At 64.4% G+C, this 25,013-nt stretch carries 29 protein-coding genes and 2 tRNA genes; 16 read left to right on the top strand and 15 right to left on the bottom strand.

All coding sequences use genetic code 11. The features are described 5' to 3' along the window. Positions 1-84 precede the first annotated feature (84 nt). Together ABIB99_RS10410 and ABIB99_RS10405 are read left to right on the top strand one after the other, a co-directional pair. Positions 85-567 carry a DUF192 domain-containing protein gene (locus ABIB99_RS10410; protein WP_038959501.1) on the top strand — a complete coding sequence of 161 codons (483 nt, stop codon included), beginning with the start codon at positions 85-87 and terminating at the stop codon, positions 565-567. Between the two features lie 92 nt (positions 568-659). After that, positions 660-736 (top strand) — tRNA-Pro (locus ABIB99_RS10405). 155 nt (positions 737-891) lie between these two features. On the opposite strand, the gene ABIB99_RS10400 is transcribed toward ABIB99_RS10405, so the two are convergent. Further along, the gene (locus ABIB99_RS10400; protein ID WP_223153565.1) at positions 892-1,053 is read right to left on the bottom strand and encodes an RNA-binding protein; all 162 of its coding nucleotides are present in this window, start codon (positions 1,051-1,053) and stop codon (positions 892-894) included. 591 nt (positions 1,054-1,644) lie between these two features. After that, positions 1,645-1,812, bottom strand: coding sequence for a hypothetical protein (locus tag ABIB99_RS10395; protein ID WP_166341408.1), 168 nt, complete (start codon positions 1,810-1,812; stop codon positions 1,645-1,647). Positions 1,813-2,116: 304 nt separating this feature from the next. Between ABIB99_RS10395 and ABIB99_RS10390 the strand changes: the two genes are divergently transcribed. Continuing rightward, positions 2,117-2,308 carry a hypothetical protein gene (locus ABIB99_RS10390; RefSeq protein ID WP_063983450.1) on the top strand — a complete coding sequence of 64 codons (192 nt, stop codon included), beginning with the start codon at positions 2,117-2,119 and terminating at the stop codon, positions 2,306-2,308. A gap of 64 nt (positions 2,309-2,372) precedes the next feature. Here ABIB99_RS10390 and ABIB99_RS10385 read toward each other — a convergent pair whose 3' ends face one another. Continuing rightward, positions 2,373-3,554 carry an OpgC domain-containing protein gene (locus ABIB99_RS10385; RefSeq protein WP_063983449.1) on the bottom strand — a complete coding sequence of 394 codons (1,182 nt, stop codon included), beginning with the start codon at positions 3,552-3,554 and terminating at the stop codon, positions 2,373-2,375. A gap of 258 nt (positions 3,555-3,812) precedes the next feature. On the opposite strand from ABIB99_RS10385, the gene ABIB99_RS10380 reads away from it, so the two are divergent. The 3 genes from ABIB99_RS10380 to ABIB99_RS10370 all read left to right on the top strand — a co-directional run bounded on the left by ABIB99_RS10380 (position 3,813) and on the right by ABIB99_RS10370 (position 5,407). After that, complete coding sequence (locus ABIB99_RS10380; protein ID WP_208086673.1) at positions 3,813-4,118, top strand: ETC complex I subunit; 306 nt, start codon at positions 3,813-3,815, stop codon at positions 4,116-4,118. A 269-nt stretch (positions 4,119-4,387) separates the two neighbouring features. Next, positions 4,388-4,879 (top strand): Lrp/AsnC family transcriptional regulator, encoded by a 492-nt coding sequence (locus tag ABIB99_RS10375; RefSeq protein WP_135213563.1) that lies wholly within the window; start codon positions 4,388-4,390, stop codon positions 4,877-4,879. A gap of 240 nt (positions 4,880-5,119) precedes the next feature. Further along, positions 5,120-5,407 (top strand): DUF3551 domain-containing protein, encoded by a 288-nt coding sequence (locus tag ABIB99_RS10370; RefSeq protein WP_063983447.1) that lies wholly within the window; start codon positions 5,120-5,122, stop codon positions 5,405-5,407. 91 nt (positions 5,408-5,498) lie between these two features. On the opposite strand, the gene ABIB99_RS10365 is transcribed toward ABIB99_RS10370, so the two are convergent. Then, on the bottom strand, positions 5,499-6,527 hold the full coding sequence (locus ABIB99_RS10365) for an AraC family transcriptional regulator (RefSeq protein WP_354175711.1): 1,029 nt from the start codon (positions 6,525-6,527) through the stop codon (positions 5,499-5,501). Between the two features lie 147 nt (positions 6,528-6,674). Here ABIB99_RS10365 and ABIB99_RS10360 point away from each other — a divergent pair, with 147 nt between their 5' ends. Genes ABIB99_RS10360 through ABIB99_RS10345 form a run of 4 tightly spaced genes read left to right on the top strand, consistent with a single transcriptional unit; the run spans position 6,675 to position 12,352 of the window. Next, positions 6,675-7,802 (top strand): isovaleryl-CoA dehydrogenase, encoded by a 1,128-nt coding sequence (locus tag ABIB99_RS10360; RefSeq protein WP_502917494.1) that lies wholly within the window; start codon positions 6,675-6,677, stop codon positions 7,800-7,802. A 24-nt stretch (positions 7,803-7,826) separates the two neighbouring features. Beyond that, positions 7,827-9,431: a carboxyl transferase domain-containing protein gene (locus ABIB99_RS10355; protein WP_354175708.1), complete on the top strand. Its 1,605-nt coding sequence runs from the start codon at positions 7,827-7,829 to the stop codon at positions 9,429-9,431. Positions 9,432-9,435: 4 nt separating this feature from the next. Further along, the gene (locus ABIB99_RS10350) at positions 9,436-11,439 is read left to right on the top strand and encodes an acetyl/propionyl/methylcrotonyl-CoA carboxylase subunit alpha (RefSeq protein WP_354175707.1); all 2,004 of its coding nucleotides are present in this window, start codon (positions 9,436-9,438) and stop codon (positions 11,437-11,439) included. Between the two features lies 1 nt (position 11,440). Next, complete coding sequence (locus ABIB99_RS10345; RefSeq protein ID WP_354175706.1) at positions 11,441-12,352, top strand: hydroxymethylglutaryl-CoA lyase; 912 nt, start codon at positions 11,441-11,443, stop codon at positions 12,350-12,352. A 100-nt stretch (positions 12,353-12,452) separates the two neighbouring features. On the opposite strand, the gene ABIB99_RS10340 is transcribed toward ABIB99_RS10345, so the two are convergent. The 4 genes from ABIB99_RS10340 to ABIB99_RS10325 all read right to left on the bottom strand — a co-directional run bounded on the left by ABIB99_RS10340 (position 12,453) and on the right by ABIB99_RS10325 (position 16,333). Continuing rightward, a complete protein-coding gene (locus ABIB99_RS10340; RefSeq protein WP_354175705.1) occupies positions 12,453-13,379 on the bottom strand; it encodes a dihydrodipicolinate synthase family protein in 927 nt (308 codons plus the stop codon). A 72-nt stretch (positions 13,380-13,451) separates the two neighbouring features. After that, positions 13,452-14,435, bottom strand: a complete 984-nt coding sequence (locus ABIB99_RS10335; protein ID WP_354175703.1) for a TRAP transporter substrate-binding protein — start codon at positions 14,433-14,435, stop codon at positions 13,452-13,454. Between the two features lie 24 nt (positions 14,436-14,459). After that, positions 14,460-15,725, bottom strand: coding sequence for a TRAP transporter large permease (locus ABIB99_RS10330; RefSeq protein WP_028161334.1), 1,266 nt, complete (start codon positions 15,723-15,725; stop codon positions 14,460-14,462). Then, positions 15,725-16,333 carry a TRAP transporter small permease gene (locus tag ABIB99_RS10325; protein ID WP_354175736.1) on the bottom strand — a complete coding sequence of 203 codons (609 nt, stop codon included), beginning with the start codon at positions 16,331-16,333 and terminating at the stop codon, positions 15,725-15,727. Before ABIB99_RS10325 ends, ABIB99_RS10330 begins: the two co-directional genes overlap by 1 nt. 231 nt (positions 16,334-16,564) lie before the next feature. On the opposite strand from ABIB99_RS10325, the gene ABIB99_RS10320 reads away from it, so the two are divergent. Next, a complete protein-coding gene (locus ABIB99_RS10320; RefSeq protein ID WP_354175701.1) occupies positions 16,565-17,257 on the top strand; it encodes a GntR family transcriptional regulator in 693 nt (230 codons plus the stop codon). Between the two features lie 126 nt (positions 17,258-17,383). On the opposite strand, the gene ABIB99_RS10315 is transcribed toward ABIB99_RS10320, so the two are convergent. Genes ABIB99_RS10315 through ABIB99_RS10305 form a run of 3 tightly spaced genes read right to left on the bottom strand, consistent with a single transcriptional unit; the run spans position 17,384 to position 20,312 of the window. After that, on the bottom strand, positions 17,384-18,742 hold the full coding sequence (locus ABIB99_RS10315) for a TRAP transporter large permease (RefSeq protein ID WP_063983437.1): 1,359 nt from the start codon (positions 18,740-18,742) through the stop codon (positions 17,384-17,386). Next, complete coding sequence (locus tag ABIB99_RS10310) at positions 18,739-19,293, bottom strand: TRAP transporter small permease (protein WP_063983436.1); 555 nt, start codon at positions 19,291-19,293, stop codon at positions 18,739-18,741. Before ABIB99_RS10310 ends, ABIB99_RS10315 begins: the two co-directional genes overlap by 4 nt. After that, positions 19,290-20,312: a TRAP transporter substrate-binding protein gene (locus ABIB99_RS10305; RefSeq protein WP_063983435.1), complete on the bottom strand. Its 1,023-nt coding sequence runs from the start codon at positions 20,310-20,312 to the stop codon at positions 19,290-19,292. Before ABIB99_RS10305 ends, ABIB99_RS10310 begins: the two co-directional genes overlap by 4 nt. Before the next feature lie 297 nt (positions 20,313-20,609). On the opposite strand from ABIB99_RS10305, the gene ABIB99_RS10300 reads away from it, so the two are divergent. Continuing rightward, positions 20,610-20,852, top strand: a complete 243-nt coding sequence (locus ABIB99_RS10300) for a pentapeptide MXKDX repeat protein (RefSeq protein WP_028150975.1) — start codon at positions 20,610-20,612, stop codon at positions 20,850-20,852. 137 nt (positions 20,853-20,989) lie between these two features. On the opposite strand, the gene ABIB99_RS10295 is transcribed toward ABIB99_RS10300, so the two are convergent. Then, the gene (locus ABIB99_RS10295; RefSeq protein ID WP_071914157.1) at positions 20,990-21,337 is read right to left on the bottom strand and encodes a DUF6481 family protein; all 348 of its coding nucleotides are present in this window, start codon (positions 21,335-21,337) and stop codon (positions 20,990-20,992) included. Between the two features lie 263 nt (positions 21,338-21,600). Here ABIB99_RS10295 and ABIB99_RS10290 point away from each other — a divergent pair, with 263 nt between their 5' ends. The 3 genes from ABIB99_RS10290 to ABIB99_RS10280 all read left to right on the top strand — a co-directional run bounded on the left by ABIB99_RS10290 (position 21,601) and on the right by ABIB99_RS10280 (position 23,080). Beyond that, the gene (locus ABIB99_RS10290) at positions 21,601-21,828 is read left to right on the top strand and encodes a hypothetical protein (RefSeq protein WP_354175698.1); all 228 of its coding nucleotides are present in this window, start codon (positions 21,601-21,603) and stop codon (positions 21,826-21,828) included. 70 nt (positions 21,829-21,898) lie between these two features. Further along, entirely contained in the window at positions 21,899-22,123 is a 225-nt protein-coding gene (locus ABIB99_RS10285; protein ID WP_166096504.1) for a hypothetical protein, read from the top strand. Between the two features lie 174 nt (positions 22,124-22,297). After that, positions 22,298-23,080 (top strand): hypothetical protein, encoded by a 783-nt coding sequence (locus ABIB99_RS10280; RefSeq protein WP_354175697.1) that lies wholly within the window; start codon positions 22,298-22,300, stop codon positions 23,078-23,080. 100 nt (positions 23,081-23,180) lie between these two features. On the opposite strand, the gene ABIB99_RS10275 is transcribed toward ABIB99_RS10280, so the two are convergent. Next, positions 23,181-23,339, bottom strand: coding sequence for a hypothetical protein (locus ABIB99_RS10275; protein ID WP_028161343.1), 159 nt, complete (start codon positions 23,337-23,339; stop codon positions 23,181-23,183). Positions 23,340-23,947: 608 nt separating this feature from the next. On the opposite strand from ABIB99_RS10275, the gene ABIB99_RS10270 reads away from it, so the two are divergent. After that, complete coding sequence (locus ABIB99_RS10270; protein WP_063983431.1) at positions 23,948-24,166, top strand: hypothetical protein; 219 nt, start codon at positions 23,948-23,950, stop codon at positions 24,164-24,166. 147 nt (positions 24,167-24,313) lie between these two features. Here ABIB99_RS10270 and ABIB99_RS10265 read toward each other — a convergent pair whose 3' ends face one another. Continuing rightward, positions 24,314-24,544, bottom strand: coding sequence for a hypothetical protein (locus ABIB99_RS10265; protein WP_354075498.1), 231 nt, complete (start codon positions 24,542-24,544; stop codon positions 24,314-24,316). Between the two features lie 299 nt (positions 24,545-24,843). Further along, positions 24,844-24,920 (bottom strand) — tRNA-Arg (locus ABIB99_RS10260). Between the last annotated feature and the right edge of the window lie 93 nt (positions 24,921-25,013).

The following is a 25,013-nucleotide window of genomic DNA, read 5'->3' as shown; positions in this document are numbered from 1 at the left end:
CGGGCCGTCCGGCGCGCCTCTGGCTTTTGTCACGATCGCCGCGTAAGGACTGGTCCAGTCCCACGCCCCCTTGAGTACCGTCCCATGAATTTTGACCGAAAGGCCGTCTGGTCCATTGCGAGGGGCTGGCTGGCCGCCATCCTCGTCGTCGGCTGTGCCGTCGGGAGCGCGCCGGTGCGCGCCGCCAGCTTCCAGCCGCTCGAGATCGTCACCAGGAACGGCGTGCAGGTGTTCTCGGTGGAAATGGCGACGACCGAGGAGGAGAAGCAGACCGGGCTGATGTACCGCAAGGAACTGGCCGACGGCAAAGGCATGCTGTTCGACTTCAAACCCGAGCAGGAAGTGTCGATGTGGATGAAGAACACCTACGTCTCGCTCGACATGATCTTCATCCGCGCCGACGGCCGCATCCTGCGCATCGCCGAAAACACCGAGCCGCTGTCGACCAAGATCATCTCGTCCCAGGGGCCCGCGCGGGCCGTGCTGGAGGTGGTGGCGGGAACGGCGCAGAAATACGGCATCCGTCCCGGCGACCGCGTCGGCCACCCGCTGTTCGGCACCAAGTAGGGCGACCCGGCGGGGTTATTGCCGCCTTGCTGGCGGCTTGAAAGCTTGATGGCGCTTTGGGAAGCGTGTATCGACGGGGCTCGCTGGACATTCGGGGTATAGCGCAGCCTGGTAGCGCGGCAGTTTTGGGTACTGCAGGTCGTTGGTTCGAATCCAGCTGCCCCGACCAGTCCCGAGGTTGAAGCTCCTTCAATTCTCTCGATATTGCGCCGCGCTCATCCCGTTGCCGCTGCCGCCACGACGGTCAGGTCGGCAGGACGATCTCCGCGAAATTGCGTCCGCTGCAACTTTTGCGTGCGTCGGCGTGCCGGCGGCGTTTCGATTTCAGAACAACAGCCAATCGACCAGGCGCCAGGCGATCCAGGCGAGGGCGCAGATCCAGCCCAGCATTGCGATCCCGGCGACGCCAAGCCCGCACAGTGCGAACAGCGAACTTTCAGTCTCCGGCGTGCCCGAGAGCTTCTCGGTCGTATCGATTTGACTCACTGCATCCCCTTGGCTTGCGGCCTGCTGTTCGTTGGTCTCTGCTCGCTCGTGAAAATTCACCGGCCGCGCTCCAGCTCACACGGTCGTGAGACGAGATGATCGTCCGTACATCGCGCGGGCATGGATCGCAGCCACGCGGCTTCCCCGGACAGACGGGAAGGACCTGCAACTCATGGCGCGGTGATTGGTTGCGACCGCAGAGCCGGGAACATGGCAACCAGGTGGGACAGGTCTACAACGCGCAGGGCACGCTGGGCGTCAATGCGCAGAGCACGTCGCGCATCTGAGCCGGCGCGATTGTGGGGGCGGGGCAGGCGGCCTATGGCGACCTGAAGCGCGCGCGAACCTTGCCTGAAGCCTTGCCTGAAGCCTTGCCTGAAGCCCTGGCGCTTGTTCTTCACAAAACGCCACTTCTGCGCGATTTTTCAAGGCATTGCGCCGGCCGGCCCGCCGCAGAATTCGCAAAATTGCTTCGAACCTTTGGCTGTCGCCATAGACATATAGGCATTGGGGATTTCAGCGCCCAATGCCTAAACGGACGCCGCCAAGCGATGATATTCCGCTTGAGCGGCGTCGCGCTATTTCCGGGGATCAGTTCGTCGCGTACCAGCCGAGCGGAAACGGCAGGAACGGCCACGCCAGATGATTGTCGTTGGCCGCCTTCGGCGGTTCAGAGACGGATGTCTTGACTGTCTTGATGCGCGGCGCAGGCGGCACCGAGCACACCGCCAGGCGCAAACGTCCACATTGCATATTCATTGTGGTGCCCCAGTCAGCAAGTCATTTGAAAAATGAAAATCAGTTCGCAATTGCCACGCGTCCAAAACGGCGCGCTCATTCTCAAATTGTGCACGCATCATAGAAAGATCGGCGCCGGCTTTCAACGGGTCTTGGCGGGTACCCACGAGGGGTAAGGTTGACCAGTTAGGTTAAGGCCGAGTGGTTGTTGCAGCCACATTCCTGGCTGATATCAGGTCGGCAAGGCTCGCGATGGGGTGCCTGCAATCGGTGGTCACACAGGTCACAGTTCGTCGCGGCGCTCATATCTTGTGAGTTTTGCGTCATGTCTTTCGATCGCAACGTCCGAACCGTCCATCCGCAGTCGAGCTGGACCGAGATCTGGCACCTCTGGACCGTGATCGTGCCGCGCCGCTCGATCAACGGGCAGCTCGTCTATGGAAAGGTCTGGCGCCGCCACGACGGCCGCGACTGGATCTACAAGAAGTTCACCGAGTACGACACCGAGGCGGCCTGAGCCGGCTCCGCTGCCGCAACTGAATCTAGCGCCCCGTTCCGATTTCATCGGAACGGAAACGGCTCTAGGCGGCCTTTGCGGGCGAGGCGGCCGCCGCAGGCTTGGGCGGCGGCGGCTTCAACGGCTTGTCCTGCTTTTTCGACCAGGAAATGTAATAGGCCACCGTCGTCATGATCGCGATGCCGGCGATGCTGACGAAGATCTGCGCGAACAGCGAGCCCGAGCTCATCGACAGCTCGAAATGGCCGACGAAGGACAGGAACACGCCGACGCAGAATACGGCGAGCGACTGCTGGCCGCAGACGATCAAGGGATCGAACACCTTCCACTCCAGGCCGGGCCAGTCCTTCGGCACGAAGCGGATCACCAGGATCACGATCACGACGAAATGGAGGAAGCGGTAGGGCGCAAGGTTGGTCTTGTCGTTGGGGTTGAAGGCCGAGAACAGCCATCCCGGGAACATGCCGCCGAGGGTGGGGAAGCGGCCGGCCATGGTCATGACCAGCGCGAAGGCGAGATAGCCGAGGCAAAGCCACAGCGTGATCGGCGAATTGATCACGGCTCCCGAACGCCGGGCGCCGCCCATCGCGCACCAGGCGCCGAACACGAACAGCACCTGCCAGGCATACGGGTTGAAGTACCACTGGCCGGCCGGATAGGCGGTCAGGTTCAGGCCGTAATGGCGGGCGGCGAGCCACAGCACGATGGACAGCGCCATCGTCAGGTCGGGCTTGCGCAGCATGAACCACAGCACCGGCGGAAACAGCCCCATCAGCACGATGTAGAGCGGCAGCACGTCGAGATTGAGCGGCTTGAAGCGCAGGAACAGGCCCTGGCGCAGCGTCTCGGTGGCGTTGTCGACGAGGCCGGCGACGTTGAACTCGTTGATCATGTCGGAGTCGCCGAACCGCAGCGCCAGATAGCTGATCGAGGCGATGTAGATCACGAACAGGATGATGTGGGCGACGTAGAGCTGCCAGACCCGCTTGGTCAGCCTCGTGGCGCCGACGATGAAGCCGCGCTCGAGCATCATGCGCGCATAGACGAAGGAAGCGGTGTAGCCCGAGATGAAGACGAACAGGTCGGCGGCGTCGGAAAAGCCGTAGTTGCGGGTGGTGATCCAGTTCACCACGTTGTCGGGGATATGGTCGAGGAAGATCGCCCAGTTCGCGATGCCGCGAAACAGGTCGAGCCTGAGGTCACGGCCCTTTTCGGGAAGCGTGGCGTTGATGTTCAGGAAGGCCATGCGACGGAAGCTTTCGGAGGGGGCGGATACGCTGGTGTCGGCGAGACAGGGCCGCCGGGCGGGATCCCGGCGCGGAAGGCGGGTACGCAATTGTCACGGTGCAGCATAATGACTATACCCGTCGGCAAGGCACCCCCGGGGGACCGGAATCACCGATCAGTTCCCAAAAGGTGTCTCTATACTATGCCCGCGGTTTCCACCAACTGCTACCGTGACGCATCGAAATCGAACGAAAAGACCAAGAGGCCCGGACCACCCATGACCGCACGCATTTTCAAGCCCGCCAAGAACGCGATGCAATCCGGCCGGTCCAAGACCAAGGAATGGCAGCTGGATTACGAGCCGGAGCAGCCGCGTTCGGTCGAGCCGCTGATGGGATGGACCTCGTCCGGCGACATGAAGCAGCAGATCACGCTGCGCTTCCACAGCAAGGAAGAGGCGGTCGCCTATTGCGAGCGCAAGGGCATCGCCTACCAGGTGGTCGAGCCGCAAGAGTCGCGGCACCGGACGGTCGCCTATGCGGACAATTTCTCGTTCCGGCGCGGCGAGCCCTGGACGCATTGAGGGGCGGCTGGCTGCTCCGACTTCATACGACGTGATTTACTCGTCATGCCCGGGCTTGTTCCGGGCATCCACGTCTTTGGGGCGAGTGAGAGCGCGGATGGCCGCGACAAGCCCCGGCATGACGGTGGGGGTACCCCGCCCGCAGACATGACGTCGCGTCCGATGATCCCGATCGACGGATCGGCTATTGCGCTGGGCTGCGGCCCCTTGGCAGCGATTCCGCCGCGTGCTTCGCTGCCTCGCATGACACGATCATGGCGAGGTGGGGGATGGCCGGGCGTGACCAGCTCGACGGCGTCGATCTGAAGATCTTATCCGAGCTGCAGCAGGACGGTCGGGTGCGCAACAACGAGCTGGCACTGCGGGTCGGCGTGTCCGCGCCCAATTGCCTGCGGCGGCTGAAACTGCTGTTCAGCCGCGGCGTGATCCGGGCGGTCCGCGCCGTCATCGACGAGCGGCTGCTCGGCTATGAGGTGGTGTCGTTCGTCTCGATCCAGCTCGTAAGCCAGGCCCAGCCGGTGCTGGAGGCGTTCGAGAGCTCGATTGCCGCGATCCCGCGCATCCAGCAGTGCTGGCGGATTTCAGGCGACACCGACTACCTGCTGAAATGCGTCGCGCCGAACGTCGAGAGCATGCGCCAACAGCTGCTGCATTTCGCCGCGATGCCTGATGTGAAGAACGTCCGCAGCTTTCCGGTGCTGGGCGTCGCGAAGGATGTGCCGCTGCCGTTACAGGATGTAGTGGCGGCACCCGTCGGATAGGGCGTTCAAGTCTCTCTACTGAAGTTCCGAAGTCGGGGGCGCTTGCGCGCGGTGCGGTCGATTCGGATAGTTATAATAGCTTAGTAACTCACCTAACTGTGACATGTGATTTAGGCAGGACTGCAATGCGCGCAACCGTGATTGTCGGCATCTTTGCGCTGCCTAGATGCAGGGTGTGAACCTCGGTCTGCGTCGCACGCCGGGGATGCTTTTGTGGGACCCTAAGCAGGAAAAGACATCATGACATCGACTTCGAAGACGATCGCAGCCTCTGCTGCGACGCTGTTTGCGTCTGCGTTTTTTGTTCTGTCGGCGCCGGCTGCGAAGGCCGACGATTATTGCATCACCAACGGCGCCCAGGCCGCTCACGGCTGCGGCTATCCGACGATGGAAGCCTGCCGTCAGGCGGCCGGTGGCATCGGCGGCACGTGCTCGCAGGCCGGCGGCGCCAAGACTAGCAACGATGCGCTCGCCTTCCAGCCGAAGCAGACGAAGCAGCCCAAGGCTCGCCAGGGCGCGCAGAACTAACGCCTGAGATCGCGACGTGATCCGAGAGATTGCGTCCTCCGAGAGTGATCTCGGAGGACGTCAATTTATGACAAGCAGGTGACGCCGCGCCTCAGCGATAGCGCTCGCGAAACTCGCGCGGGGAGGCGCCGGTCCAGGTGCGGAAGGCGCGCGAAAAGCTCTTCTCGTTGCGGAAGCCGGCGATCTCCGCGATCCGCTTGATGGGGGCGCGGCCGCGCATCAGCTCCTGCTTGGCGAGCTCGAACTTTGCCTCTTCCTTGAGATCGCGCAGCGAGGTCGCTTCCTCGCGCAAGCGCCGATGCATGGTGCGGGTGGAGAGCGCCAGCTCGCTTGCGACATCCTCGGCGCCGAGAATGCGTCCGCGTGCATTGCGCAGCACGCGGCGGACGCGCTCGACCAGCAGCCGGTCGCGCCGGTAGGGCAGCACGGTGAGCCGCAGCGCGCCCTTGAGCATGCTGTCGAGATCGGCGGGGCTGCGGGTCAGCGGCAGAGAGAGATAATGTTTGTCGAACACGATGCGGGCGCCGTCCGCATCAAAGCTCAAATGCCTGCAGAAGATCGTCGGATAGACCGAGACGTGGCCCGGCTCGGAATAGGGAAACTCGGCCGCACGCAGCGCGATCGCGGAATCGACGGCCCAGCAGGAAAAGCCGAGGACATAGCGGAGCAGGGTGACCAGGCAGAATTCACGCAACGGGCCAAGGTCGCGCTGCTCGCGAATGGAGATGGTCGCGGTCTCATCACCAAGCGAGAGCTCGAACAGCACGTCCTCGGTCAGCAGGCGATGATGCCGGCACCAGCGTTTTAGCGCGACTTCGAGATTGGGGGCGGTGATCGAGGCGCGGCACAGCATGCCATAGGTTCCCCAAGGCAGCCGGCGCGAGAACCAGCCGAGCGCCTCGTCGTCGAGCTCGCGCATGGCATGGCCGGCCAGCGCCTCGAACTGGGCCGCCGTCACCCGTCCGTCCCGGGATCGAACAAGGTCCTCGGTGACCTGCCCCTTGCCCAAGGCTTCGGCCGGATCCCGCCCGTAAAGGGCATAAGCGGCAACCACGCCGCGGACGAAGGCGGCTGGGGTCATGGCGCGGCGGGGCGTCGCGGTCGCGGCTTGAAAGGGCATGAAAAATCCTCGCCAAACTTGGCGGAAAATGCAACCTTTTCGACCGCTGGGACGCCCGGGCGGGGGTAGGTTCGGACCCGACAAGAATACGGAGGAATCGCCTTGAACATCCCGAGCATCGATTTCGATCTGGGCGAAGACATCAGCATGCTGCGCGACACGCTGCGCGCCTTCGTGGAGGCGGAGATCGCCCCGCGCGCCGCCGAGATCGAGAAGGCCAATCTGTTCCCGGCCGACCTCTGGAAGCGCTTTGGCGACCTCGGCCTGCTCGGCATGACCGCGCCGGAGCAATATGGCGGCTCCAGCATGGGCTATCTCGCCCATATCGTCGCCATGGAGGAGATTTCGCGGGGCTCGGCCGCCGTGGGGCTGTCCTACGGCGCCCATTCCAACCTCTGCCTCAACCAGATCCGCCGCAACGGCAACGACGCGCAGCGCGCGCGCTATCTGCCGAAACTGATCTCCGGCGAATATGTCGGCGCGCTCGCGATGTCCGAGCCCGGCGCGGGCTCCGACGTCGTCTCGATGAAGCTGCGCGCAGACAAGCGCGGCGACCGCTATGTCCTCAACGGCTCGAAGATGTGGATCACCAATGGCGGCGACGCCGACGTGCTGGTCGTCTACGCCAAGACCAATCCGGAGGCGGGCCCGCGCGGCATGACCGCCTTCCTGATCGAAAAGGGCTTCAAGGGTTTCACCCACGGCCAGCATCTCGACAAGCTCGGCATGCGCGGCTCCAACACCTATCCGCTGTTCTTCGACGAGTGCGAGGTGCCCGAGGAGAACGTGCTCGGCAAGGTCGGCGAGGGCGTCAAGGTGCTGATGTCCGGCCTCGATTACGAGCGCACGGTGCTGTCGGGCGGCCCGCTCGGCATCATGGCGGCCTGCATGGACGCCGTGGTGCCCTACATGCATGAACGAAAACAGTTCGGCCAGCCGATCGGCGACTTCCAGCTGATGCAGGGCAAGCTCGCCGACATGTATGCGACCTGGCAGTCGGCGCGCGCCTACGTCTATGCGGTCGGGCGCGCCTGCGACCGGGCCGACCACGCCCGCACGCTGCGCAAGGATGCGGCGGCCGCGATCCTCTATTCCGCGGAGAAGGCGACGTGGATGGCCGGCGAGGCGATCCAGGCGCTGGGCGGCGTCGGCTATACCTCCGAGTTTCCAGTCGGACGTCTCTGGCGCGACGCAAAACTCTACGAGATCGGCGCCGGCACCTCGGAAGTGCGTCGCATGCTGATCGGCCGCGAGCTGATGTCCGAGACGGCCTGAAACCTTCACCTCATTGGAATCAACATGCCGCTCCATTCCAGCATCGATACGTCTTCATCGGACTTTGCGCGCAATTCCGAGGCCATGCGCGGGCTTGTCGCGGACTTGCGAGAAAAACTGAGCCAGGTCGCCGGCGGCGGCGGCGAGGTCTCGCGCAACCGCCATACCTCGCGCGGCAAGATGCTGGCGCGCGAGCGCGTCGACCTGCTGGTCGATCCCGGCACCTCGTTCATGGAGCTGTCGCCGCTGGCGGCGTACGGCCTCTATGGCGGTGACGTGCATTCGGCGAGCGTCATCACCGGCGTCGGGCGCATCTCAGGCCGCGAATGCGTGATCGTCGCCAACGACGCCACAATCAAGGGCGGCACCTATTATCCGATGACGGTGAAGAAGCATCTGCGCGCGCAGGACGTGGCGCGGCAGAACAATCTTCCCTGCGTCTACATGGTCGATTCCGGCGGCGCCTTCCTGCCGCTTCAGGATGAGATCTTTCCGGACGAGCGCCATTTCGGCCGCATCTTCTACAACCAGGCCCAGATGTCGTCGCAGGGCATCCCGCAGATCGCGATCGTGATGGGCTCCTGCACCGCCGGCGGCGCCTATGTCCCCGCGATGTCGGACGAGAGCATCATCGTCCGCAACCAGGGCACCATCTTCCTCGGCGGCCCGCCGCTCGTGAAGGCTGCGACCGGCGAGGTGGTGAGTGCCGAGGAGCTCGGCGGCGCCGACGTGCATTCGCGGCAGTCGGGCGTGACCGACCACTACGCCCAGAACGATGCCCATGCGATCGGCATCGCCCGGCGCATCGTCGGCACGCTGAAGCCGTCGGTGCAGCCGAACCTCAACATGCGCAAGCCGCGCGATCCGCTGTTTGCGGCGGAAGAGATCTACGGCGTGGTGCCGGTCGACGGCCGAAAGCCGTTCGACGTCCGTGACATCATCGCCCGCATCGTCGACGGCTCGGAGTTCGACGAGTTCAAAAAACTCTACGGCACGACGCTGGTCTGCGGCTTCGCCCATGTCTGGGGCTATCCGGTCGGTATCATCGCCAACAACGGCATCCTGTTCAGCGAGAGCTCGCTGAAGGGCGCGCATTTCATCGAGCTGTGCTGCCAGCGCGGCATTCCGCTTGTGTTCCTGCAGAACATCACCGGCTTCATGGTCGGCAAGAAGTACGAGGCCGGCGGCATCGCGCGCGACGGCGCCAAGCTCGTCACGGCGGTAGCGACCGCCTCGGTGCCGAAATTTACCGTCGTGATCGGCGGCTCCTACGGCGCCGGCAATTACGGCATGTGCGGCCGCGCCTACTCGCCGCGCTTCCTCTGGATGTGGCCGAACGCGCGCATCTCGGTGATGGGCGGCGAGCAGGCCTCGATGGTGCTGAGCCAGGTCCGGCGCGACAATATCGAGGCCAAGGGCGATAGCTGGTCGAAAGAAGAGGAAGATAAGTTCCGCGAGCCAATCCGCGCGCAATATGAGAGCCAGGGGCATCCGTATTACGCGACCGCGCGCCTGTGGGACGACGGCGTGATCGACCCGGCCGACACCCGCCTCGTGCTCGGCCTCGGCCTCTCGGCGGCGTCGAATGCGCCGATCGAGCCTACGAAATTCGGCCTGTTCAGGATGTGATGCGATGGACCGTTCAATGCTCTACCGGCGTTTTCGCACGCTCCTGATCGCCAACCGCGGCGAGATCGCCTGCCGCGTCATCCGCACCGCGCGAGCCATGGGCCTGCGCACGGTCGCGGTCTATTCCGAGGCCGACCGCGACGCGATGCATGTCGCGCTCGCAGATGAAGCCGTGCTGCTCGGTCCGGCGCGGGCGCGCGACAGCTACCTCAGTGTCGAGCGGCTGATCGAGGCCGCGCGAAAGACCGGCGCGGAAGCCGTGCATCCCGGCTACGGTTTCCTGTCCGAAAATGCCGAGTTCGCGCGGGCGTGCCTGGAGGCGGGCCTGGTGTTCGTCGGCCCGACCGCCGCGATGATGACGGCGATGGGCTCGAAGTCCGGCTCCAAGGAGCTGATGGAGAAGGCCGGCGTGCCGCTGGTGCCCGGCTATCACGGCGAGGCCCAGGACGAGGCGACGCTTTCGAAGGCCGCGGACAAGATCGGCTTCCCGATCCTGGTGAAGGCGTCCGCCGGTGGTGGCGGCCGCGGCATGCGCATCGTGCGCTCGGCGGACGAGCTTGGGCCGGCGATCGTCAGCGCCAAGCGCGAGGCCAAGGCCGCGTTCGGCGACGACCGCATGCTGATCGAAAAATATGTCGACAATCCCCGCCACATCGAGGTGCAGATCATCGGCGACAGCCACGGCAATCTGCTGTCGCTGTTCGAGCGCGAATGCACGTTGCAGCGCCGGCACCAGAAGGTGATCGAGGAGGCGCCGTCGCCGACGCTCAATCCTGCCCAGCGCGAGACCGTCTGCGCCGCCGCGCGAAAGGCGGCGGGCGCGGTCAACTATGTTGGCGCCGGCACGATCGAGTTCGTCTCCGACGGCAAGGACGTGTTCTTCATCGAGATGAACACGCGCCTTCAGGTCGAGCATCCCGTGACCGAGCTGATCACCGGCATCGATCTGGTCGAATGGCAGCTGCGCGTCGCCTTCGGCGAGGCGCTGCCGCTGAAACAGGACGAGATCCGGCTCAATGGCCACGCGGTCGAAGCGCGCGTCTACGCCGAAAACCCAACCAAGAACTTCATGCCGTCGGTCGGCAGGATCTCGACCTGGCGCCTGCCGGCGGAAACCGGCGGCTTGCGCATCGACGCCGGCTATCGCGAAGGCGATACGGTCTCGCCCTATTACGATGCCATGCTCGCAAAAATGATCGCGTGGGCGCCGACGCGGGACGTCGCGATCGAGCGGCTGAACCGCGGGCTGCAAGAGTCCGACGTCCGCGGCATCGTCACCAACATCCCGTTCCTGTCGGCGCTGATGACGCACCCGAAGGTGCGGACCAATGCGATCGACACCGGCTTCATCGAGCGCGAGCTGGCAGTGCTGACGCAGGCCCCGCCGGCACCCGGCGAGCTCGAGCTGTGCGCAGCAGTCGCCACTGTTATCAACGACGAGCGGCAGTCCGCGCAAGACGAGGCGAGTTCGCCCTGGCAGACCTTCGGCTGGATGCCGGTCGGTCGCCGCCAGCGCAACTTTGCCTTCCGCGTCGGCCATGGACCTGAACAGAAGATCACGCTGAACTATGGCAGCGGCCCGTCGACGCTGGTGATCGGCGACCGCGAGCTAGCGTTTGCCGTCGTGCCGAAGGATGGTGGCTTCGATCTGACGCTTGATGGCGTCAAATCACAGGTCGCAGCCGTGATCGACGGTCACGAGCTCTATTTGCGCACACGCAACGGCCGCTTCGACCTGCATTGGGTCGATCCGTTCGGCGGCGAGAGCGAAGAGCATGTCGGAGAGGACAAGATCGCGGCGCCGCTGCCGGGCACCGTCGTCGCCGTGCTGGCCGAGGAGGGCGCCAAGCTCGACAAGGGCGCGCCGATCCTCACCCTGGAAGTGATGAAGATGGAGCAGACGCTGCGCGCGCCCTACGCCGGCGTGCTGAAATCAATCAAATGCAAGGTTGGAGACATCGTCCAGGAGGGCGTCGAGCTCGCCGTGGTCGAGCCATCGGGAGAGTGAGATGAGCGATCCCGTCCGCATCATCGAAATGGGGCCGCGCGACGGCCTCCAGAACGAGAAGACGCCCGTCAACGTCGAGGCCCGCATCGCCTTCATCGAGGCGCTCGTCGCCGCTGGCCTCACCACGGTCGAGGTCGGCGCCTTCGTGTCGCCCAAGGCGATCCCGCAAATGGCGAGCTCGGACGCCGTGCTGCGCGGCGTCAGCCACGTCAAGGGCGCCGAATTCCACGTGCTGGTGCCGAACGAGAAGGGCTATGACGCCGCGCGCGCTGCCGGCGCGCAAGTCGTCTCCGTGTTCGCGGCGGCCTCGGAAGGGTTTTCGCGCGCCAATATCAACTGCACGGTCGCGGAGTCCATCGAGCGCTTCAAGCCGGTGCTGGCGCGCGCCCAGGCGGATGGCGTCAGGGTCCGCGGCTATATCTCCTGCGTGCTGGGCTGCCCGTTCGACGGCGCGATCAAGCCGAAGGCGGTCGCCGATCTCGCCAACACGCTGTGGGAGCTTGGCTGCTACGAGATCTCGCTCGGCGACACCATTGGCGTTGGCACGCCTGATAAGGCCAAGGAGATGCTTCGCGCGGTTAGCGCCAATATCCCGCCGGCAAAACTCGCGATGCATTTCCACGACACCTACGGCCAGGCACTCGCCAATCTCTATGCCGGCCTGGAGGAGGGCGTCCGCGTCATCGATGCCGCCGCCGGCGGCCTTGGCGGCTGCCCCTACGCGCCGGGCGCGACCGGTAACGTCGCGACCGAGGACGTCGTTTACATGCTCGAAGGCATGGGCGTCAGAACCGGTGTAGACATGGACAAGCTGCTGGCGGCCACGAACGAGATGAGCGGCGTGCTGGGCAAGCCGCCCGTGAGCCGCGTAGCCTCCGCGCTCAACGCGAAGAAGAAGCGGGCGGCTTCGTAGGGTGGGCAAAGGCGCGTAGCGCCGTGCCCACCATCTCTCGTCGATTGAATCTGCGAATGGTGGGCACGCTTCCGCTTTGCCCACCCTACGAGACCTCCGCCTAGGCCGCCTTCAGCCCGACATCCGGCAGGCGCGGCCGGTTCTTGAGTGCCTTGGCCATCATGGCCTCAACCTCGACCTTCTCCTGCGGCAGCAGGGCGAGGCGGGGCGGACGGGTCAGCGCGGTGCCGCGGCCCATGATGTGCTCGCACAGCTTGATGCACTGGACGAGGTCGGGGCGCGCATCGAGATGCAGCAGCGGCATGAACCATTCGTAGATCGGCATGGCCTCGGCAAAGCGGCCGGCCTTGGCAAGACGAAACAGCGTCTCGCCCTCGCGCGGGAAGGCGTTGGACATGCCGGAGACCCAGCCCACAGCGCCCATGGCGATGCTCTCGACGATGACGTCGTCCAGCCCTGCGAACAGCACGAAGCGGTCGCCGACCATGTTCCTGGTGTCGATGAAGCGCCGCGTGTCGCCCGAGGAGTCCTTGAAGCAGACGACGGTCTCGACGTCGGCGAGCGAGGCCAGGATGTCGGGGGTGACGTCGTTCTTGTAGATCGGCGGGTTGTTATAGAGCATCACCGGCAGGTCGGTCGCGCTGGCAACCGCACGGAAATGCGCGGCGGTCTCGTGCGGCTTCGACGAATAAACCAGCGCCGGCATCACCATGACGCCGTCGATGCCGACGCGGGCGGCTTCCTTCGCCGTCTCGACCGCGAAGGCCGTGGTGAATTCGGCGATGCCGCACAGCACGGGCACGCGGCCTTTCGCGACGGACTTCGCCGTCTCCATGATCGCGACCTTCTCCTTGCGCTCCAGCGAGGTGTTCTCGCCGACCGAGCCGCAGACGATCAGGCCGGAGACGCCGTCGCGGATCAACCCGTCCATGACCTTGGCGGTCGCGTCGATGTCGAGCGAGAGATCGTCGTGGAATTGCGTGGTGACGGCCGGGAAGACGCCTTCCCAGGAAACGCGGCGGCTCATGATGTGACTCCAAGTGAGTTTGCCGTCGGGGGCTGGGGCCGCCGGCTGTTGTGAAGAGGATGGCGAATGGGATCAGAGCGTCGCGCCGACCTTGCGCAGCTCGGCGAGAACAGGTGCCTTGGGCAGCCAGATCTTGTCGAACTCGGCGATGACAGCCTCGGTGTCGCCGGGCGGGACCTGGCGGATCGGGATCGGCGCGTTCTTGAAATTCTCGATCAGCGCGGGCTCGTTGGAGGCCAACTCGTCGATCTGCGCGTCCAGCGTCGACTTCACCGTCTTGGCAATCAGCTCGCGGTCGGCTGCGGGGAGCGTCTGCCAGACCCGACCGGAAACGACCGCGGCCATCGGCATGAAGACGGCGTTCATCTGCAGGATCACCTTCGAGACCTTGTCGAAGCGCTGGTTCCAGGAGAATTCGAGATCGGCCTCGAGGCCGTCGACCTGGCCGTTGGCCATGGCGTCGAACACCTGTGGGGTCGGGATCGGCGTCGGCGCGGCACCGAGTGAGGAATAGAAATCGCGATAGACCGGCGTCGGGTTGATGCGCAGCTTCATGCCCTTGATGTCGGCGAGCGAGTTCAGGTCCTTCGAGGAGAACACCGCGCGCATGCCGGTGATGCCCCAACCGAGGCCGATGGTACCGGTCTCCTGCGGCAGCACATCGAACAGCTTCACCGCCGCCGGATGCCGCACGAATTTCGCGACCGCAGGCGTCGAGCTGACGATATAGGGCGCATTGATCGCGGCGATGTGTGGCACGCGCGAGCCGAGCTCGGCGGCCTGGATGAAGCCCATGTCGAGCGCGCCGGACTGCAATTGCTGCATCATCGCGGGCTCGTTGCCGAGCTGGCCGGAATGGAACACGGTCAGGGTGAGCCGGCCGTTGGTGGCCGCCTTGAGATCGTCGCCGAACTTGAGCGCCGCCTTGTTCCAGGAATGGCCGTTCGGCGTGATCAGGCCGAGGCGGAATTCCTTGGCCTGGGCAAGCGCCAGCGACGGTGCGAACACCGAGGCGGCGGTACTGGCGGCGAGAAATCGGCGGCGTGAAAGCGGCATGGTCGGGCTTCCTTTTGAACGGGCCTATTTGATGAGGATCAGCGAGAGCGAGGGGTAGAGCGAGAGCAGCACCAGCAGGACGCAGGAGATGACGAAGAACGGCAGCGTCACCATGAACATCTTGCCGGGCTTGGCGCCGGTGACGGCGGCCGCGACGAAGAAGCAGAGCCCGACCGGCGGCGACAGCAGGCCGAGCACGAGGTTGATCACCACCACGACGCCGAAATGCCTGGGATCGATGTGGTAGACGTCGGTTGCAACCGGCAGCAGGATCGGCACCGTCATGATCAGGCCGGGAATGCCATCGATCACCGTGCCGATGATCAGCAGGATGACGTTGCAGATCAGCATGAAGCTGACCGGGTCCTTGGCGGCGGACTGGATCCAGCCGGCGGTTTCCTGCGGCACCTTGCCGAAGATCAGGACCCAGGAGAACACCGCCGCGGCCGCGACCAGGAACAGCACGATCGCCGAATAGATGGCGCTGCGCAGCATCATCTGCGGCAACTGCGAGAATTCGAACTCCTTGGTCCAGTATTTCCCGACAAGCGCGGCGGCGACCGCGCCGACCGCGGCGGATTCCGTCGCATTGGCGAGGCCGCTGAGGATGGTGCCGACGATGACGATCGGAATCAGCAGGGTGGGTGAAGTCCGCAGGATCGTCATGACGCGTTGGCGCGGCGTCTGATAATCGGCACGGGGATAGTTGTAGACATATCCCATCAGCGCGATGACGAGGCAGAACATCACCGTGAGGATCACGCCCGGCACGATGCCGGCGATCAGCATGTCGCTGACCGAGACCTGCGCGAGCACGCTGTAGACGACGAACATCACCGACGGCGGAATGATCGGCCCGAGCATGCCGCCATAGGCGGTCAATCCCGCCGCGAAGGTCTTGTCGTAGCCCTTCTTCTCCATCTCCGGGACCATGATCTGCGCCATGATGGCGACCTGCGCGGTCGCCGATCCCAGGATCGAGGAGATGAACATGTTGGCGAGGATGTTGACGTAGGCGAGCCCGCCCTTGAGCGAGCCGACGAAGGCCATCGCCATGTCGACGATGCGCCGCGTGATGCCGCCGCCGTTCATGATCTCGCCGATCAGGATGAAGAGTGGGATCGCGATCAGGCCGTAGCTGTCGACGCCGCCGAACAGCTGGAGCGGATAGGACTGGAACAGCACCGGATTGCCGGATGCTGCGATGTAGACGAGGCCGGCAAGGCACAGGCAAAGCCCGATCGGTACGCCGACCAGCATGATCGCGACGAAGGCGGCTGACGTGATCATCAGTTGACCCCGTCGAGTTCGGAGAGCGCAAAGCCCTTCGGCGGCGTGCGCGGGACCAGTTCGAGATCTTCCAGCAGGTTGGCAAGGCCGTGGATGGTCATCGAGACCGCGAAGATCGGCAGCGTCAAATAGAGCACCCAGGTCGGCCAGTTCAGCGTCTGGGTGTGCTCGGTGTAGAGAAAGTTGAAGGTCTCAGCCGCGAGCTTGCGCCCGTCGAAGCCGGCGCGCGCGAGACCAATCGGGTCCATCCAGAGCACGCAGGTCACGATCAGTGCGATTCCGAACGCGACGACCATGCCGGTCGAGATCACCTTTGCGATCTTCTGGTGCCGTGGCGAAAGACGCTCCGTCAGCATGGTGACCGCGAAATCGAGCCGCAGCCGCGTCATCGCGGAGGCGCCGACAAAGGTCAGCCAGACCACGCAATAGACCGCGGATTCATCGATCCAGTAGATCGGGAAGCGCGCGTAACGGGTGACGACGTTCACCAGGATCAGGCCGGTGAGCAGGTACATCAGGCCCATCAGCGCGACGCGCTCGACGGCGAGCAGGGCACTGGACGCGCGGACGACCATGTGTCGAACGCTGAATGCGCGCGTGGCCGGCATCGTCTGCTCGATCATGAAAGAGGCCCCGACCCCTGAGAAATCTCGTGCTATCGGCAAATGTATAATTTATACATTTTGCGTGTCAAACGGAGATTGCGGTCATTTCGGCGGCAGGACGCGCTTTTGCTGGGCACTGGCTTTTGCCGGGCCCCACACTTTTGTTGGGCCCCTCAACATGCAAGAGAGAGACCGCTTCGGCCGGATGAGTCGGGAAGGACAACAGAAGGTCAGATGAAACAGCCTCTGAAGCATCGCACCCTGTCGGCCGCGATCGTCGACCAGCTCAGGCAGGCGATCCTCGACGGCACCTATCCGGCCGGATCGCAGCTACGGCAGGACGCACTTGGCGAGGCCTATGGCGTCAGCCGCATCCCGGTGCGCGAAGCGCTGTTCCAGCTCGAGGCCGAAGGACTGGTGCGCATCGTCCCGCAGAAGGGCGCGATCGTCTCGGAGCTGTCGCTGGACGAGATCAACGATGTGTTCGATCTGCGTCGGATTTTGGAGCCGCGCCTCCTGGCGCAATCGGCGCCGCGTTTCACCGCCGATGATTTCAGCGGGCTCGATGACATCCACAAGAGCTTCGAGAAGGCGATCAAGGCGCGTAACGTCAGCGAATGGGGCCAGCTCAACGCCGATTTTCACATGGCACTCTACGTTCACGCCCCGCAGCCGCGTACGCGCGCGATCGTGCTGTCGCTGCTCCAGACCAGCGACCGCTACACGCGCCTCCAGCTCTCCAACACCAAGGCGATGGGAACAGCCGAGAAGGAGCACGCCCATCTGATCGCGCTCTGCCGCGCGCAGAAGGTCGAGGAGGCCTGCCGCTTCCTGGAGCGGCACATCGAGGCCGTGCGCAAGGATTTGTTGCAGGTGGTGGCCGGCAGCACGATCGCGCCGAAGGCACGGCGGAAGGATAAATCGTAGAGATCTTAGGGTTGGCTCGTAGGGTGGGCAAAGCGAAGCGTGCCCACCACTTTTATCGGGATCGAGGAGAGATGGTGGGCACGGCGCTGCGCGCCTTTGCCCACCCTACGGCAATTGCGATTGCCTCTACCTGCTCCCGTCCGGCCCCATCACAAGGTCCGGCAGGCCGGTCGAAATTCCCGGGAAGAAGCACAGCAGCAGCACCGCGAGCATCATCAGCAGCACGAAGGGCAGGGTGCCCCAGATCACCTCGCGCAGGGGAATGTCCGGCGCGACGTTGCGGATGACGAAGATGTTGAGGCCGACCGGCGGATGGATCAGCCCCATCTCCATCACGATGGTCATGACTACGCCGAACCAGATGATGTCGAAATTGGCGGCGCGGAGCGGCGGCAGGATGATCGGCGCGGTCATGAGAATAATGGAGACCGGCGGCAGGAAGAAGCCGAGCACGACGACCATGACGAGGATCGCGAACAGCAGCTCCCAGCGCGGCAGGTGCATCGCGACGATGGATTCGGCGACCGATTGCGAGATGTGCAGATAGCTCATCACGTAGGAATAGAGCAGCGACATGCCGATGATCATCATCAGCATGGTCGATTCCCGGATCGTCGACTTCAAGATCGGGGCGAGGTCGCTCGGCCGCCACACGCTGTAGATCGCCGCGATCAGCGCCAGCGCGAGCAGGCCGCCGAGGCCGGCGGTTTCCGACGGCGTCGCGTAGCCGCCATAGAGCGCGATCATGACGCCGGTGAGCAGCAGCACGAAGGGGATTACACGCGGCAGCACGCTGAAGCGTTCGGCCAGCGTGTATTCGTCGCGGGCCAGGATCGCGGCCTCAGGCCCGCCTTTCTCAAAGATCGCCTGCGCCGCGGCATATTCCTGGCGGAAGCGGATCACCGCATAGGCGCCGAACAGCGAGACCAGCAGCAGGCCGGGGCCGATCCCGGCGAGGAAGAGCCGGCCGAGCGATTTTTCGGCGGCGACCGCGAACAGGATCATCGTGATCGAGGGCGGCAGCAGAATGCCGAGCGTGCCGCCGGCCGCGATGATGCCGGCAGCAAATCCGCCGGAATAGCCGCGCTTGCGCATCTCGGGGATGCCGGCCGATCCGATCGCCGAGCAGGTCGCGGGGCTGGAGCCCGCCATCGCCGCAAACAGCGCACAGGCGAACACGTTGGCGACGCCGAGGCCGCCGGGGACGCGATGCAGCCAGGCATGCAGGGCCGAATAGAGATCCTGGCCGGCGCGCGATTTACCGATCGCGGCGCCCTTCAGGATGAAGAGCGGGATCGACAGCAGCGTGATCGAGGCCATTTCCTCGTAGACGTTCTGCGTCACCGTATCCAGGGACGCGGCCGGCATGTAGATGCCCATGAACACGACCGCGACCGCGCCGAGCGCGAACGCGATCGGCATGCCTGAGAACATCACGACCAGCGTCGCGATACCGTAGGCGAGGCCGATACCGAAAACGCTCATGGACGCCTGGCTCCTGCGAAAGGCAGCGCAAGCTGCACGAGGATCTGGATGCAGAGCAGGCTCATCCCGAGCGCCATCAGCGAATAGGGAATGGCGAGCGGCGGCGACCACATCGAGTTTGAGACCTGACCGTCGACATAGGCTTCATGGGTCAGCGTCCAGGACTTCCAGGCGAAAAAGGCGCAGAACAGGAACGTCGCAGCATCGACCAGCCAGAGCCTGATCCGGTTCGCGAGCGGCGACAGCAGGCCGACAAAGGCCTCGATGCCGATATGGCCGCGGTTCTGCTGCACATAGGCCGCCGTCATGAAGGTGGCGCCGACCAGGAGGAATACGGCGGCCTCGTCCTGCCAGTAATTGGCGGCCTTGAACAGAGCGCGGCTGAGCACGCTGTAGCTCAGGATGGCGCAGGCCGCGATCAGCGCGATCGCTGCGAACACGACGATGATGGTGTTGAGGACGGCGAGGCCGCGATCGATCGCCGCCGCAAGGCCGGTCCCTGCGGCAGCGTTCGCCTGGTCGTCACGATCCGGAAGCGGACCGTGGCTCATGCGCCGACGTCGGAGGCGAGCTTGAGCAGGTTGGCGGCGGTCGCGGTCTTGGCGCCGTAGTCCTTCCACGCGGTGTCGCGGGCGATGTCGCGCCATTTGCCGACGGTGGCGGCATCGAGCGCACTGACCTTGGCGCCGGCCTTCTCGTAGACCTTGGCGACCTCGACGTCGTCGTCCTGCGCGCCCTTGCGGCCGAAGGCTTCGAGCTCGGTGCCGACCGCGAGCAGGACGTCCTGCTGGTTCTTCGGCAGCTTGTCGAAGATCGCCTTCGACATCATCAGCGGCTCGAGCATGAACCAGTAGGAGGCACCCGCACCGGAGGTCAGCGACTTCGCGACCTCTTCGAGCCGGAACGAGATCAGGCTGGTCGAGGAGGTGATGCCGGCATCGCAGGCGCCGGTCTGCATCGCCGCGTAGATTTCGTTCGACGGCACCGAGAGCACCGAGGCGCCGGCGGTCTGGAGCACCATGTCCATTTCGCGCGAGCCGCCGCGCACCTTCATGCCCTTGGCATCTTCAGGAGCGACGATCGGCTTGGAGCGGCTGGCGACGCCGCCGGCCTGCCACACCCAGGTGAGCAGGATGATGCCCTTGTCGGCGAGGAAGTCAGTCAGCGCCTTGCCGACCGGCGCCTTCTTCCAGCGCATGCCCTGGTCGTAGGTGGTCACGAGGCCCGGCATCAGGCCGATATTGGTCTCCGGCAGCTCGCCACCGGCGTAAGGCATCGGATAGAGGCTGATGTCGAGCGCGCCCTTGCGCATCGCGGAGAACTGGGCGTTGGTCTTGATCAGCGAGGAGTTCGGATAGATTTCCGCGGCGATGTCGCCTTTGCTGCGCTTGGCGACTTCAGCCGCGAACATGCGGCAGAGCCGGTCGCGGAAGTCGCCCTTGTCGATGGTCCCTCCCGGGAATTGATGCGAGATCTTCAGCGTGGTCGCGGCATGCGCGGTACCAGTGCCGAAGCGAAGAATGGCGGGTGCGGCGACGGCGGTCGCGATCAGATGACGGCGCGTGAGCATGTTGTATCCCCTTGGACGGCCCTTGGCCGGTTCTTGTTTGGTGTGAGGTGGGCTGGGTCCTTGAGACCAGCGCATAGGTCCATCCTAGCCGGTCTCTCACCCAATATTCTCTCATCTGATAGTTCGAGACCGAATGCCGGGGCAAGTGCCGGCCTTGCTGCAGTGCACACGGAACATCCTCGCAGCCGGCCCGCAGAAATTTTGTCAGTGGGCGCGTAACAACGCCAGCGGGCAATCCGTCGAGATCAGATAGCGGCGTCCGTCGCTGACAAACACCATCTCGAAGGGAAATCACTCATGACCATTCGCACCCGCATCGTGCTCGGCGTCTCGGCTGCCGCTCTGTCGCTTGGCCTCGCGCTGTCGCCGGCCGCTTTTGCCCAGGACAAGATGGGCAAGGACGACGGCATGATGAAGAAGGACACGATGTCCAAGGACGGCATGAAGAAGGACACCATGTCCAAGGACGACGGCATGAAGAAGGACCACATGTCGAAGGACGGGATGAAGAAAGACGACGGGATGATGAAGAAGAACTGATCTTCCGCCGTCGTCGCGGCGTCTGCGAAGGCAGACGCGCGCTTGGAAGTCCGAGGGCGGTCACATGGACCGCCCCCAGCGATGTTTCAGTTCAACTTCACTTGAACGCGACGTGAGTTGAACGTGACTTGCGAACGTTACTTCCGCTTAGCCTTTCGGGCAGCGTAGCGGGCGTCGCGCTTGGCCTTTTGCTCGGCCTCGACTTCAGCCTGCTTGGCGATCGCTTCTTCCGCTTCGCGGGCGATACGCGCGGCTTCGGCCGCTGCAGCTTCTTCCGCAATACGCTTCTGCTCGGCCTTCTCGGCTTCGCGCGCGGCCTTTGCCTCTGCGCGCTTGGCCGCGAGCGCCTCGCGCTCAGCACGACGTGCCGCCACCGCCGGATCATCCAGCCCGGGCTGCGACTTGAATTTGTTCAAAAGATTTTTGCGCGCTTCCTGCGCCGCCTTTTGCCGGTCTGAAAACCCGGGTTCCCTAAATCCACTCACAGGCCTTGCCTTCCTCGCTTTCAATCCTACATCGGTGACTGTTGGTACGTCGGCTGGGCATAGCAGGCACCACGCGACGCAGAAGCGTGTACATCGGCGCGCGTCGCGAAGCCACCCATAATCGCAGCCGATCAGGTAGACGAAAAATCGCCACCCCCGACGATCTCTCGTAGCCCCGAAAAACTGCCGAATTGTGATGTCCTTCATAGAGGACCACACGGAGCGGCGCCTAGCGTCCGCCCGGTACGAGACGGAGCACGGGCATGATGATCTCAAGACTGAGCCCGAAGGCGCTCGCAATCGCCGTCGTGGTGGTCGCCTTGGCTGGCGTCGCACTGTTGCTTGCCCGGCCGAAGCCGATCGAAAGTGCCGTCCTCGGCGCGGATTGGGAATGCACCCAGACCGCATTCTTGCTGACGACCTGCGCACCGCGGGCCACACCGGCGGTCGAAACCTCGCGCAAGGATGCGATCCGGCAGACCCGGGGCTGAACGATCGACCGGGATGTGACGCGACGTCGCAGAGGTGGTAAAGCCGGCTCACCCCTGCGATCGGCTAGTCATGTCCAAGTCTGAGTCCAAGCCCGAACCGGGCAAAAAGCCCAAATCCCTCGCAAAACCTCAATCCGGCGACAACCGTCGCGGCGCGATTGCCGGATTGATCATCGCGCTCGTGATCCTCGGTGTCGGCTGGTGGCTCGCCCGCGATCTCACCGCGGCCAGCAAGATGCAGGACTGCCTGATGTCGGGGCGGACCAACTGCAATGTGATCGAGCCGGCGCGCTAGAACGGTTCCGCCGCGCCCCCCGGGGCCGAAAATTGCCGTGATCTTAATCATTTGTAACGGGACTTAGCCGACCAAAGCAGGTCAGTTTTGTCCGCCGGCATCAGCCAGGCGCGAGGCGAATCGTCTATCGCGCTAGGCACCACGGCAATCGCGAGAGTAGGGGGTTAAGCACGCATGAGTGCGTCCAGCCGCATGAAGATCATTATTCCCTTGGTTTCGGCCATGTCCCTTGTCGCGCTTTCGGCGCAGGCACAGGACTCATTGCCGCCAAGACCCCAGGCCCAGACGCCTGCGGGGCCCGGCGCGGGCGCGCCGCCCCAGAACAATCAGAACATGCGCAAGGGCCCCCCGCCGCAGCAGGCGGCCCGGCCCGCGCAACAGCCCGGCGGCCAGCCCCACGCCGGCGGCCCCGGTCCCGGCCCACACGGAGCAGGCGGCCCGCCGCCCGGACGCAATTACGCCAGGGGCCCCGCACCGGAGCGCGACTGGGGCGGACACGCCTATCGCGGCAATCGCGCCTGGGATGGTGGGCGCTGGCGCCACGAGGTCCGCAACGGCCGCTCCGGCTGGTGGTGGGACGTCGGCGGCGTCTGGTACTATTATCCGCAGCGGATGGCCGGCCCGCCGGCCTACATCTCCGAGGATTACTTCGACGACATGCCGGTGGGCTATGCTCCGGCGCCGCCTCCCGTCGCCTACGAACCGCCGCCGCCTCCGCCACCGGCTGATCCCGGCGCGAGCGCACTTGGCGGCGCCATCGTCGGCGGCGTGCTGGGCGGCCTGATCTCGGGCAACGCCTCGGGCGCGGCCGCGGGTGCCGTGATCGGCGGCGCCACCGGCGCGATCGCCGGCGCCACGGCTGCCTCGCGGCCCGGCTATTATTTCGCCCAGGGCAATTGCTACTACCGCTATCCGAGCGGCCAGTATGTGCAGGCCGATCCTCGCGCGTGTTACTGAGGCTTCAGGCAAGGTCTGAAACAAGGAGGCGGGCGCAGGCCCGCCTCCTTTTGTCTGGGCAACGTATTGCTTGCTGACGCGATACTGATCGCTTCGCGCGTCACACCAGCCAGTTGAAGAACGCGATCGCGGCCCAGACCAGGCCTGCGATCCAGGCCAGCATCACGATACCGATGGTGGCAAGAAACGTGGCGCCGAACAGGTCGGGCCTTGCGCGTCGTGTCGGGACGTGAGCCTCGGCTGCTGCTTCCTGTGTCATGATGGACCACCCATGCCCTCTCGCGGCGGTGCGAGCGGTTGAGTTCTGTTTAGCCGAGACGCCGGTTGCAGGCTGTGACGCACTTCACAGATGCGTCAGGGTGGGTTCGGACGACGCGAAGCCACCCCGCATTCATACGGACGAAATTGCCATCGGTCCGTCCATATCGGTCGGTTAGGTTCGGCCTCATGTGCCCCAAGTACGACCCACAGCACGAAGCCGAGGCGGCGATGAAGCGGGCCGCGGCGTCCGCCGACGGCGCCGACCGGCAGAGACTGATCCAGCTGGCTCTGGCTTGGCATCAGCTTGCCCGCGACCGGCGCGACGAGCAGACGGACTAATCGCATCCTCGGCGAGATCTCGCGTCAATGGCCGGCCGAGGTCGGGACGCTGGTTGGCCTGCATGAGAAAGCCCCGTGCTCGGGGGGACAAGCACGGGGCCCTTCAAAGCCGACCGGGGCTGGCGGGTCGGCACCACTCCATTTCGTTGCAGCCAACGTGCTGGTCGTGATCTTGTTCGCGGCGCTACGCATTTCGTCGCGCCGTGGTTCGCTGCGACTGACGTTGCGCGGTTAGGAACATCCGTTCCCCGTCGACGTTGGCCGGCTATGACAGACCCCGAATTGCGCGCGCAGTCTTTCGAGATCGCCTGGAAATATCTCGACCAATCCGGCCTGCTCACCGGTGAGCCCAATGATTCAGCCCGCTTCATCCTGAACAGGATCGACCGCTTGATGCTGCGCGGCGAGCGGCGCAGGCTGCTGCTGTCGAACGCCGCGATCGATGCGTACCGATTGCGGCCCGTGCTCGTGACCTCGGATGCATGAACGAACCGAGCCAGCGAAACGCGGCATTAATGAATGCGCGTTGCCGATTTTTGCGATGACGATTCGTGCTTTTGGAACGAAGCGGAGTCGGACCGTGAACAAAAGAAAGGCCGCTTAGGCGTCGGCTGATCTGGTGCTGCGCCTGACTCAATCGATCGCCAGGCAGTGCTCCAAATGTGGCTCCGAGTCCGCCTTCTGGCGGCTTGGACGCGCCCAGGCCTGAATAGCGAAGGCGAGTTGATGCTGACTGGCCGCCGCGTCCGCAATGGAAGCCCGCGCCGTCTCGATGCGCCGTGTGATCACGCTGGAGTTCACGACGCCAGCGTCGATTGCCAAATACGACATCGCGATCACGGCAACCGCAGATGCGATAGCCATTCTCGTCCACTCGGTTGGCAGCATCGAATTCCCTATCGGGCGCACGTCGCCCGGCGCATAGATAGGGTTCGTCTGTCCGGTTCAAAGACCGGGGCGAGGGTACCCACGTATTCGTGAAGTAGTGAGGATTGGTAACTGTGCGTCCGTCACGTCGATCAAGCGGCACCGAAATTCCGGCAGCGCGAATCGAAATCGTCCACGGGATCGACGAGAACAGCGAGGCTCTTGAAGACGTCTCCGGTGAGCGGGCGGCCGATACCGCAAGTCGGCTCCATCGGCCTCGTCAATCCAGTGATGAATGGCGATCCCAGCAGGACTCGAACCTGCAACCCGCGGAGTAGAAATCCGCTACTCTATCCAGTTGAGCTATGGGACCGTCTTGATGCCGGCCTCGGCTACCACCTTGCCGGTCTTCTATCACGCCAAATATGAAAAATCCGCAGCTTCGCCAAGTCTGAACCGAACCGTT

Origin of the sequence: Bradyrhizobium sp. LA6.1 (genome assembly GCF_040547805.1) — a bacterium.
In the GTDB taxonomy this organism is placed as follows: Bacteria; Pseudomonadota; Alphaproteobacteria; order Rhizobiales; family Xanthobacteraceae; genus Bradyrhizobium; species Bradyrhizobium barranii.
The sequence above is the reverse complement of the archived record's forward strand: the minus strand, read 5'-3'. Positions and strand labels throughout refer to the sequence as shown.

What these genes read in the sequence shown, in the direction of transcription:
- ABIB99_RS10410 (WP_038959501.1), top strand. Translation starts at nt 85, where the DNA reads ATGAATTTTGACCGAAAGGCCGTCTGGTCCATTGCGAGGGGCTGGCTG.
- ABIB99_RS10395 (WP_166341408.1), bottom strand. Translation starts at nt 1,812, where the DNA reads ATGAATATGCAATGTGGACGTTTGCGCCTGGCGGTGTGCTCGGTGCCG.
- ABIB99_RS10390 (WP_063983450.1), top strand. Translation starts at nt 2,117, where the DNA reads ATGTCTTTCGATCGCAACGTCCGAACCGTCCATCCGCAGTCGAGCTGG.
- ABIB99_RS10385 (WP_063983449.1), bottom strand. Translation starts at nt 3,554, where the DNA reads ATGGCCTTCCTGAACATCAACGCCACGCTTCCCGAAAAGGGCCGTGAC.
- ABIB99_RS10380 (WP_208086673.1), top strand. Translation starts at nt 3,813, where the DNA reads ATGACCGCACGCATTTTCAAGCCCGCCAAGAACGCGATGCAATCCGGC.
- ABIB99_RS10375 (WP_135213563.1), top strand. Translation starts at nt 4,388, where the DNA reads ATGGCCGGGCGTGACCAGCTCGACGGCGTCGATCTGAAGATCTTATCC.
- ABIB99_RS10370 (WP_063983447.1), top strand. Translation starts at nt 5,120, where the DNA reads ATGACATCGACTTCGAAGACGATCGCAGCCTCTGCTGCGACGCTGTTT.
- ABIB99_RS10365 (WP_354175711.1), bottom strand. Translation starts at nt 6,527, where the DNA reads ATGCCCTTTCAAGCCGCGACCGCGACGCCCCGCCGCGCCATGACCCCA.
- ABIB99_RS10360 (WP_502917494.1), top strand. Translation starts at nt 6,675, where the DNA reads ATGCTGCGCGACACGCTGCGCGCCTTCGTGGAGGCGGAGATCGCCCCG.
- ABIB99_RS10355 (WP_354175708.1), top strand. Translation starts at nt 7,827, where the DNA reads ATGCCGCTCCATTCCAGCATCGATACGTCTTCATCGGACTTTGCGCGC.
- ABIB99_RS10350 (WP_354175707.1), top strand. Translation starts at nt 9,436, where the DNA reads ATGGACCGTTCAATGCTCTACCGGCGTTTTCGCACGCTCCTGATCGCC.
- ABIB99_RS10345 (WP_354175706.1), top strand. Translation starts at nt 11,441, where the DNA reads ATGAGCGATCCCGTCCGCATCATCGAAATGGGGCCGCGCGACGGCCTC.
- ABIB99_RS10340 (WP_354175705.1), bottom strand. Translation starts at nt 13,379, where the DNA reads ATGAGCCGCCGCGTTTCCTGGGAAGGCGTCTTCCCGGCCGTCACCACG.
- ABIB99_RS10335 (WP_354175703.1), bottom strand. Translation starts at nt 14,435, where the DNA reads ATGCCGCTTTCACGCCGCCGATTTCTCGCCGCCAGTACCGCCGCCTCG.
- ABIB99_RS10330 (WP_028161334.1), bottom strand. Translation starts at nt 15,725, where the DNA reads ATGATCACGTCAGCCGCCTTCGTCGCGATCATGCTGGTCGGCGTACCG.
- ABIB99_RS10325 (WP_354175736.1), bottom strand. Translation starts at nt 16,333, where the DNA reads ATGCCGGCCACGCGCGCATTCAGCGTTCGACACATGGTCGTCCGCGCG.
- ABIB99_RS10320 (WP_354175701.1), top strand. Translation starts at nt 16,565, where the DNA reads ATGAAACAGCCTCTGAAGCATCGCACCCTGTCGGCCGCGATCGTCGAC.
- ABIB99_RS10315 (WP_063983437.1), bottom strand. Translation starts at nt 18,742, where the DNA reads ATGAGCGTTTTCGGTATCGGCCTCGCCTACGGTATCGCGACGCTGGTC.
- ABIB99_RS10310 (WP_063983436.1), bottom strand. Translation starts at nt 19,293, where the DNA reads ATGAGCCACGGTCCGCTTCCGGATCGTGACGACCAGGCGAACGCTGCC.
- ABIB99_RS10305 (WP_063983435.1), bottom strand. Translation starts at nt 20,312, where the DNA reads ATGCTCACGCGCCGTCATCTGATCGCGACCGCCGTCGCCGCACCCGCC.
- ABIB99_RS10300 (WP_028150975.1), top strand. Translation starts at nt 20,610, where the DNA reads ATGACCATTCGCACCCGCATCGTGCTCGGCGTCTCGGCTGCCGCTCTG.
- ABIB99_RS10290 (WP_354175698.1), top strand. Translation starts at nt 21,601, where the DNA reads ATGATGATCTCAAGACTGAGCCCGAAGGCGCTCGCAATCGCCGTCGTG.
- ABIB99_RS10285 (WP_166096504.1), top strand. Translation starts at nt 21,899, where the DNA reads ATGTCCAAGTCTGAGTCCAAGCCCGAACCGGGCAAAAAGCCCAAATCC.
- ABIB99_RS10280 (WP_354175697.1), top strand. Translation starts at nt 22,298, where the DNA reads ATGAGTGCGTCCAGCCGCATGAAGATCATTATTCCCTTGGTTTCGGCC.
- ABIB99_RS10275 (WP_028161343.1), bottom strand. Translation starts at nt 23,339, where the DNA reads ATGACACAGGAAGCAGCAGCCGAGGCTCACGTCCCGACACGACGCGCA.
- ABIB99_RS10270 (WP_063983431.1), top strand. Translation starts at nt 23,948, where the DNA reads ATGACAGACCCCGAATTGCGCGCGCAGTCTTTCGAGATCGCCTGGAAA.
- ABIB99_RS10265 (WP_354075498.1), bottom strand. Translation starts at nt 24,544, where the DNA reads ATGGCTATCGCATCTGCGGTTGCCGTGATCGCGATGTCGTATTTGGCA.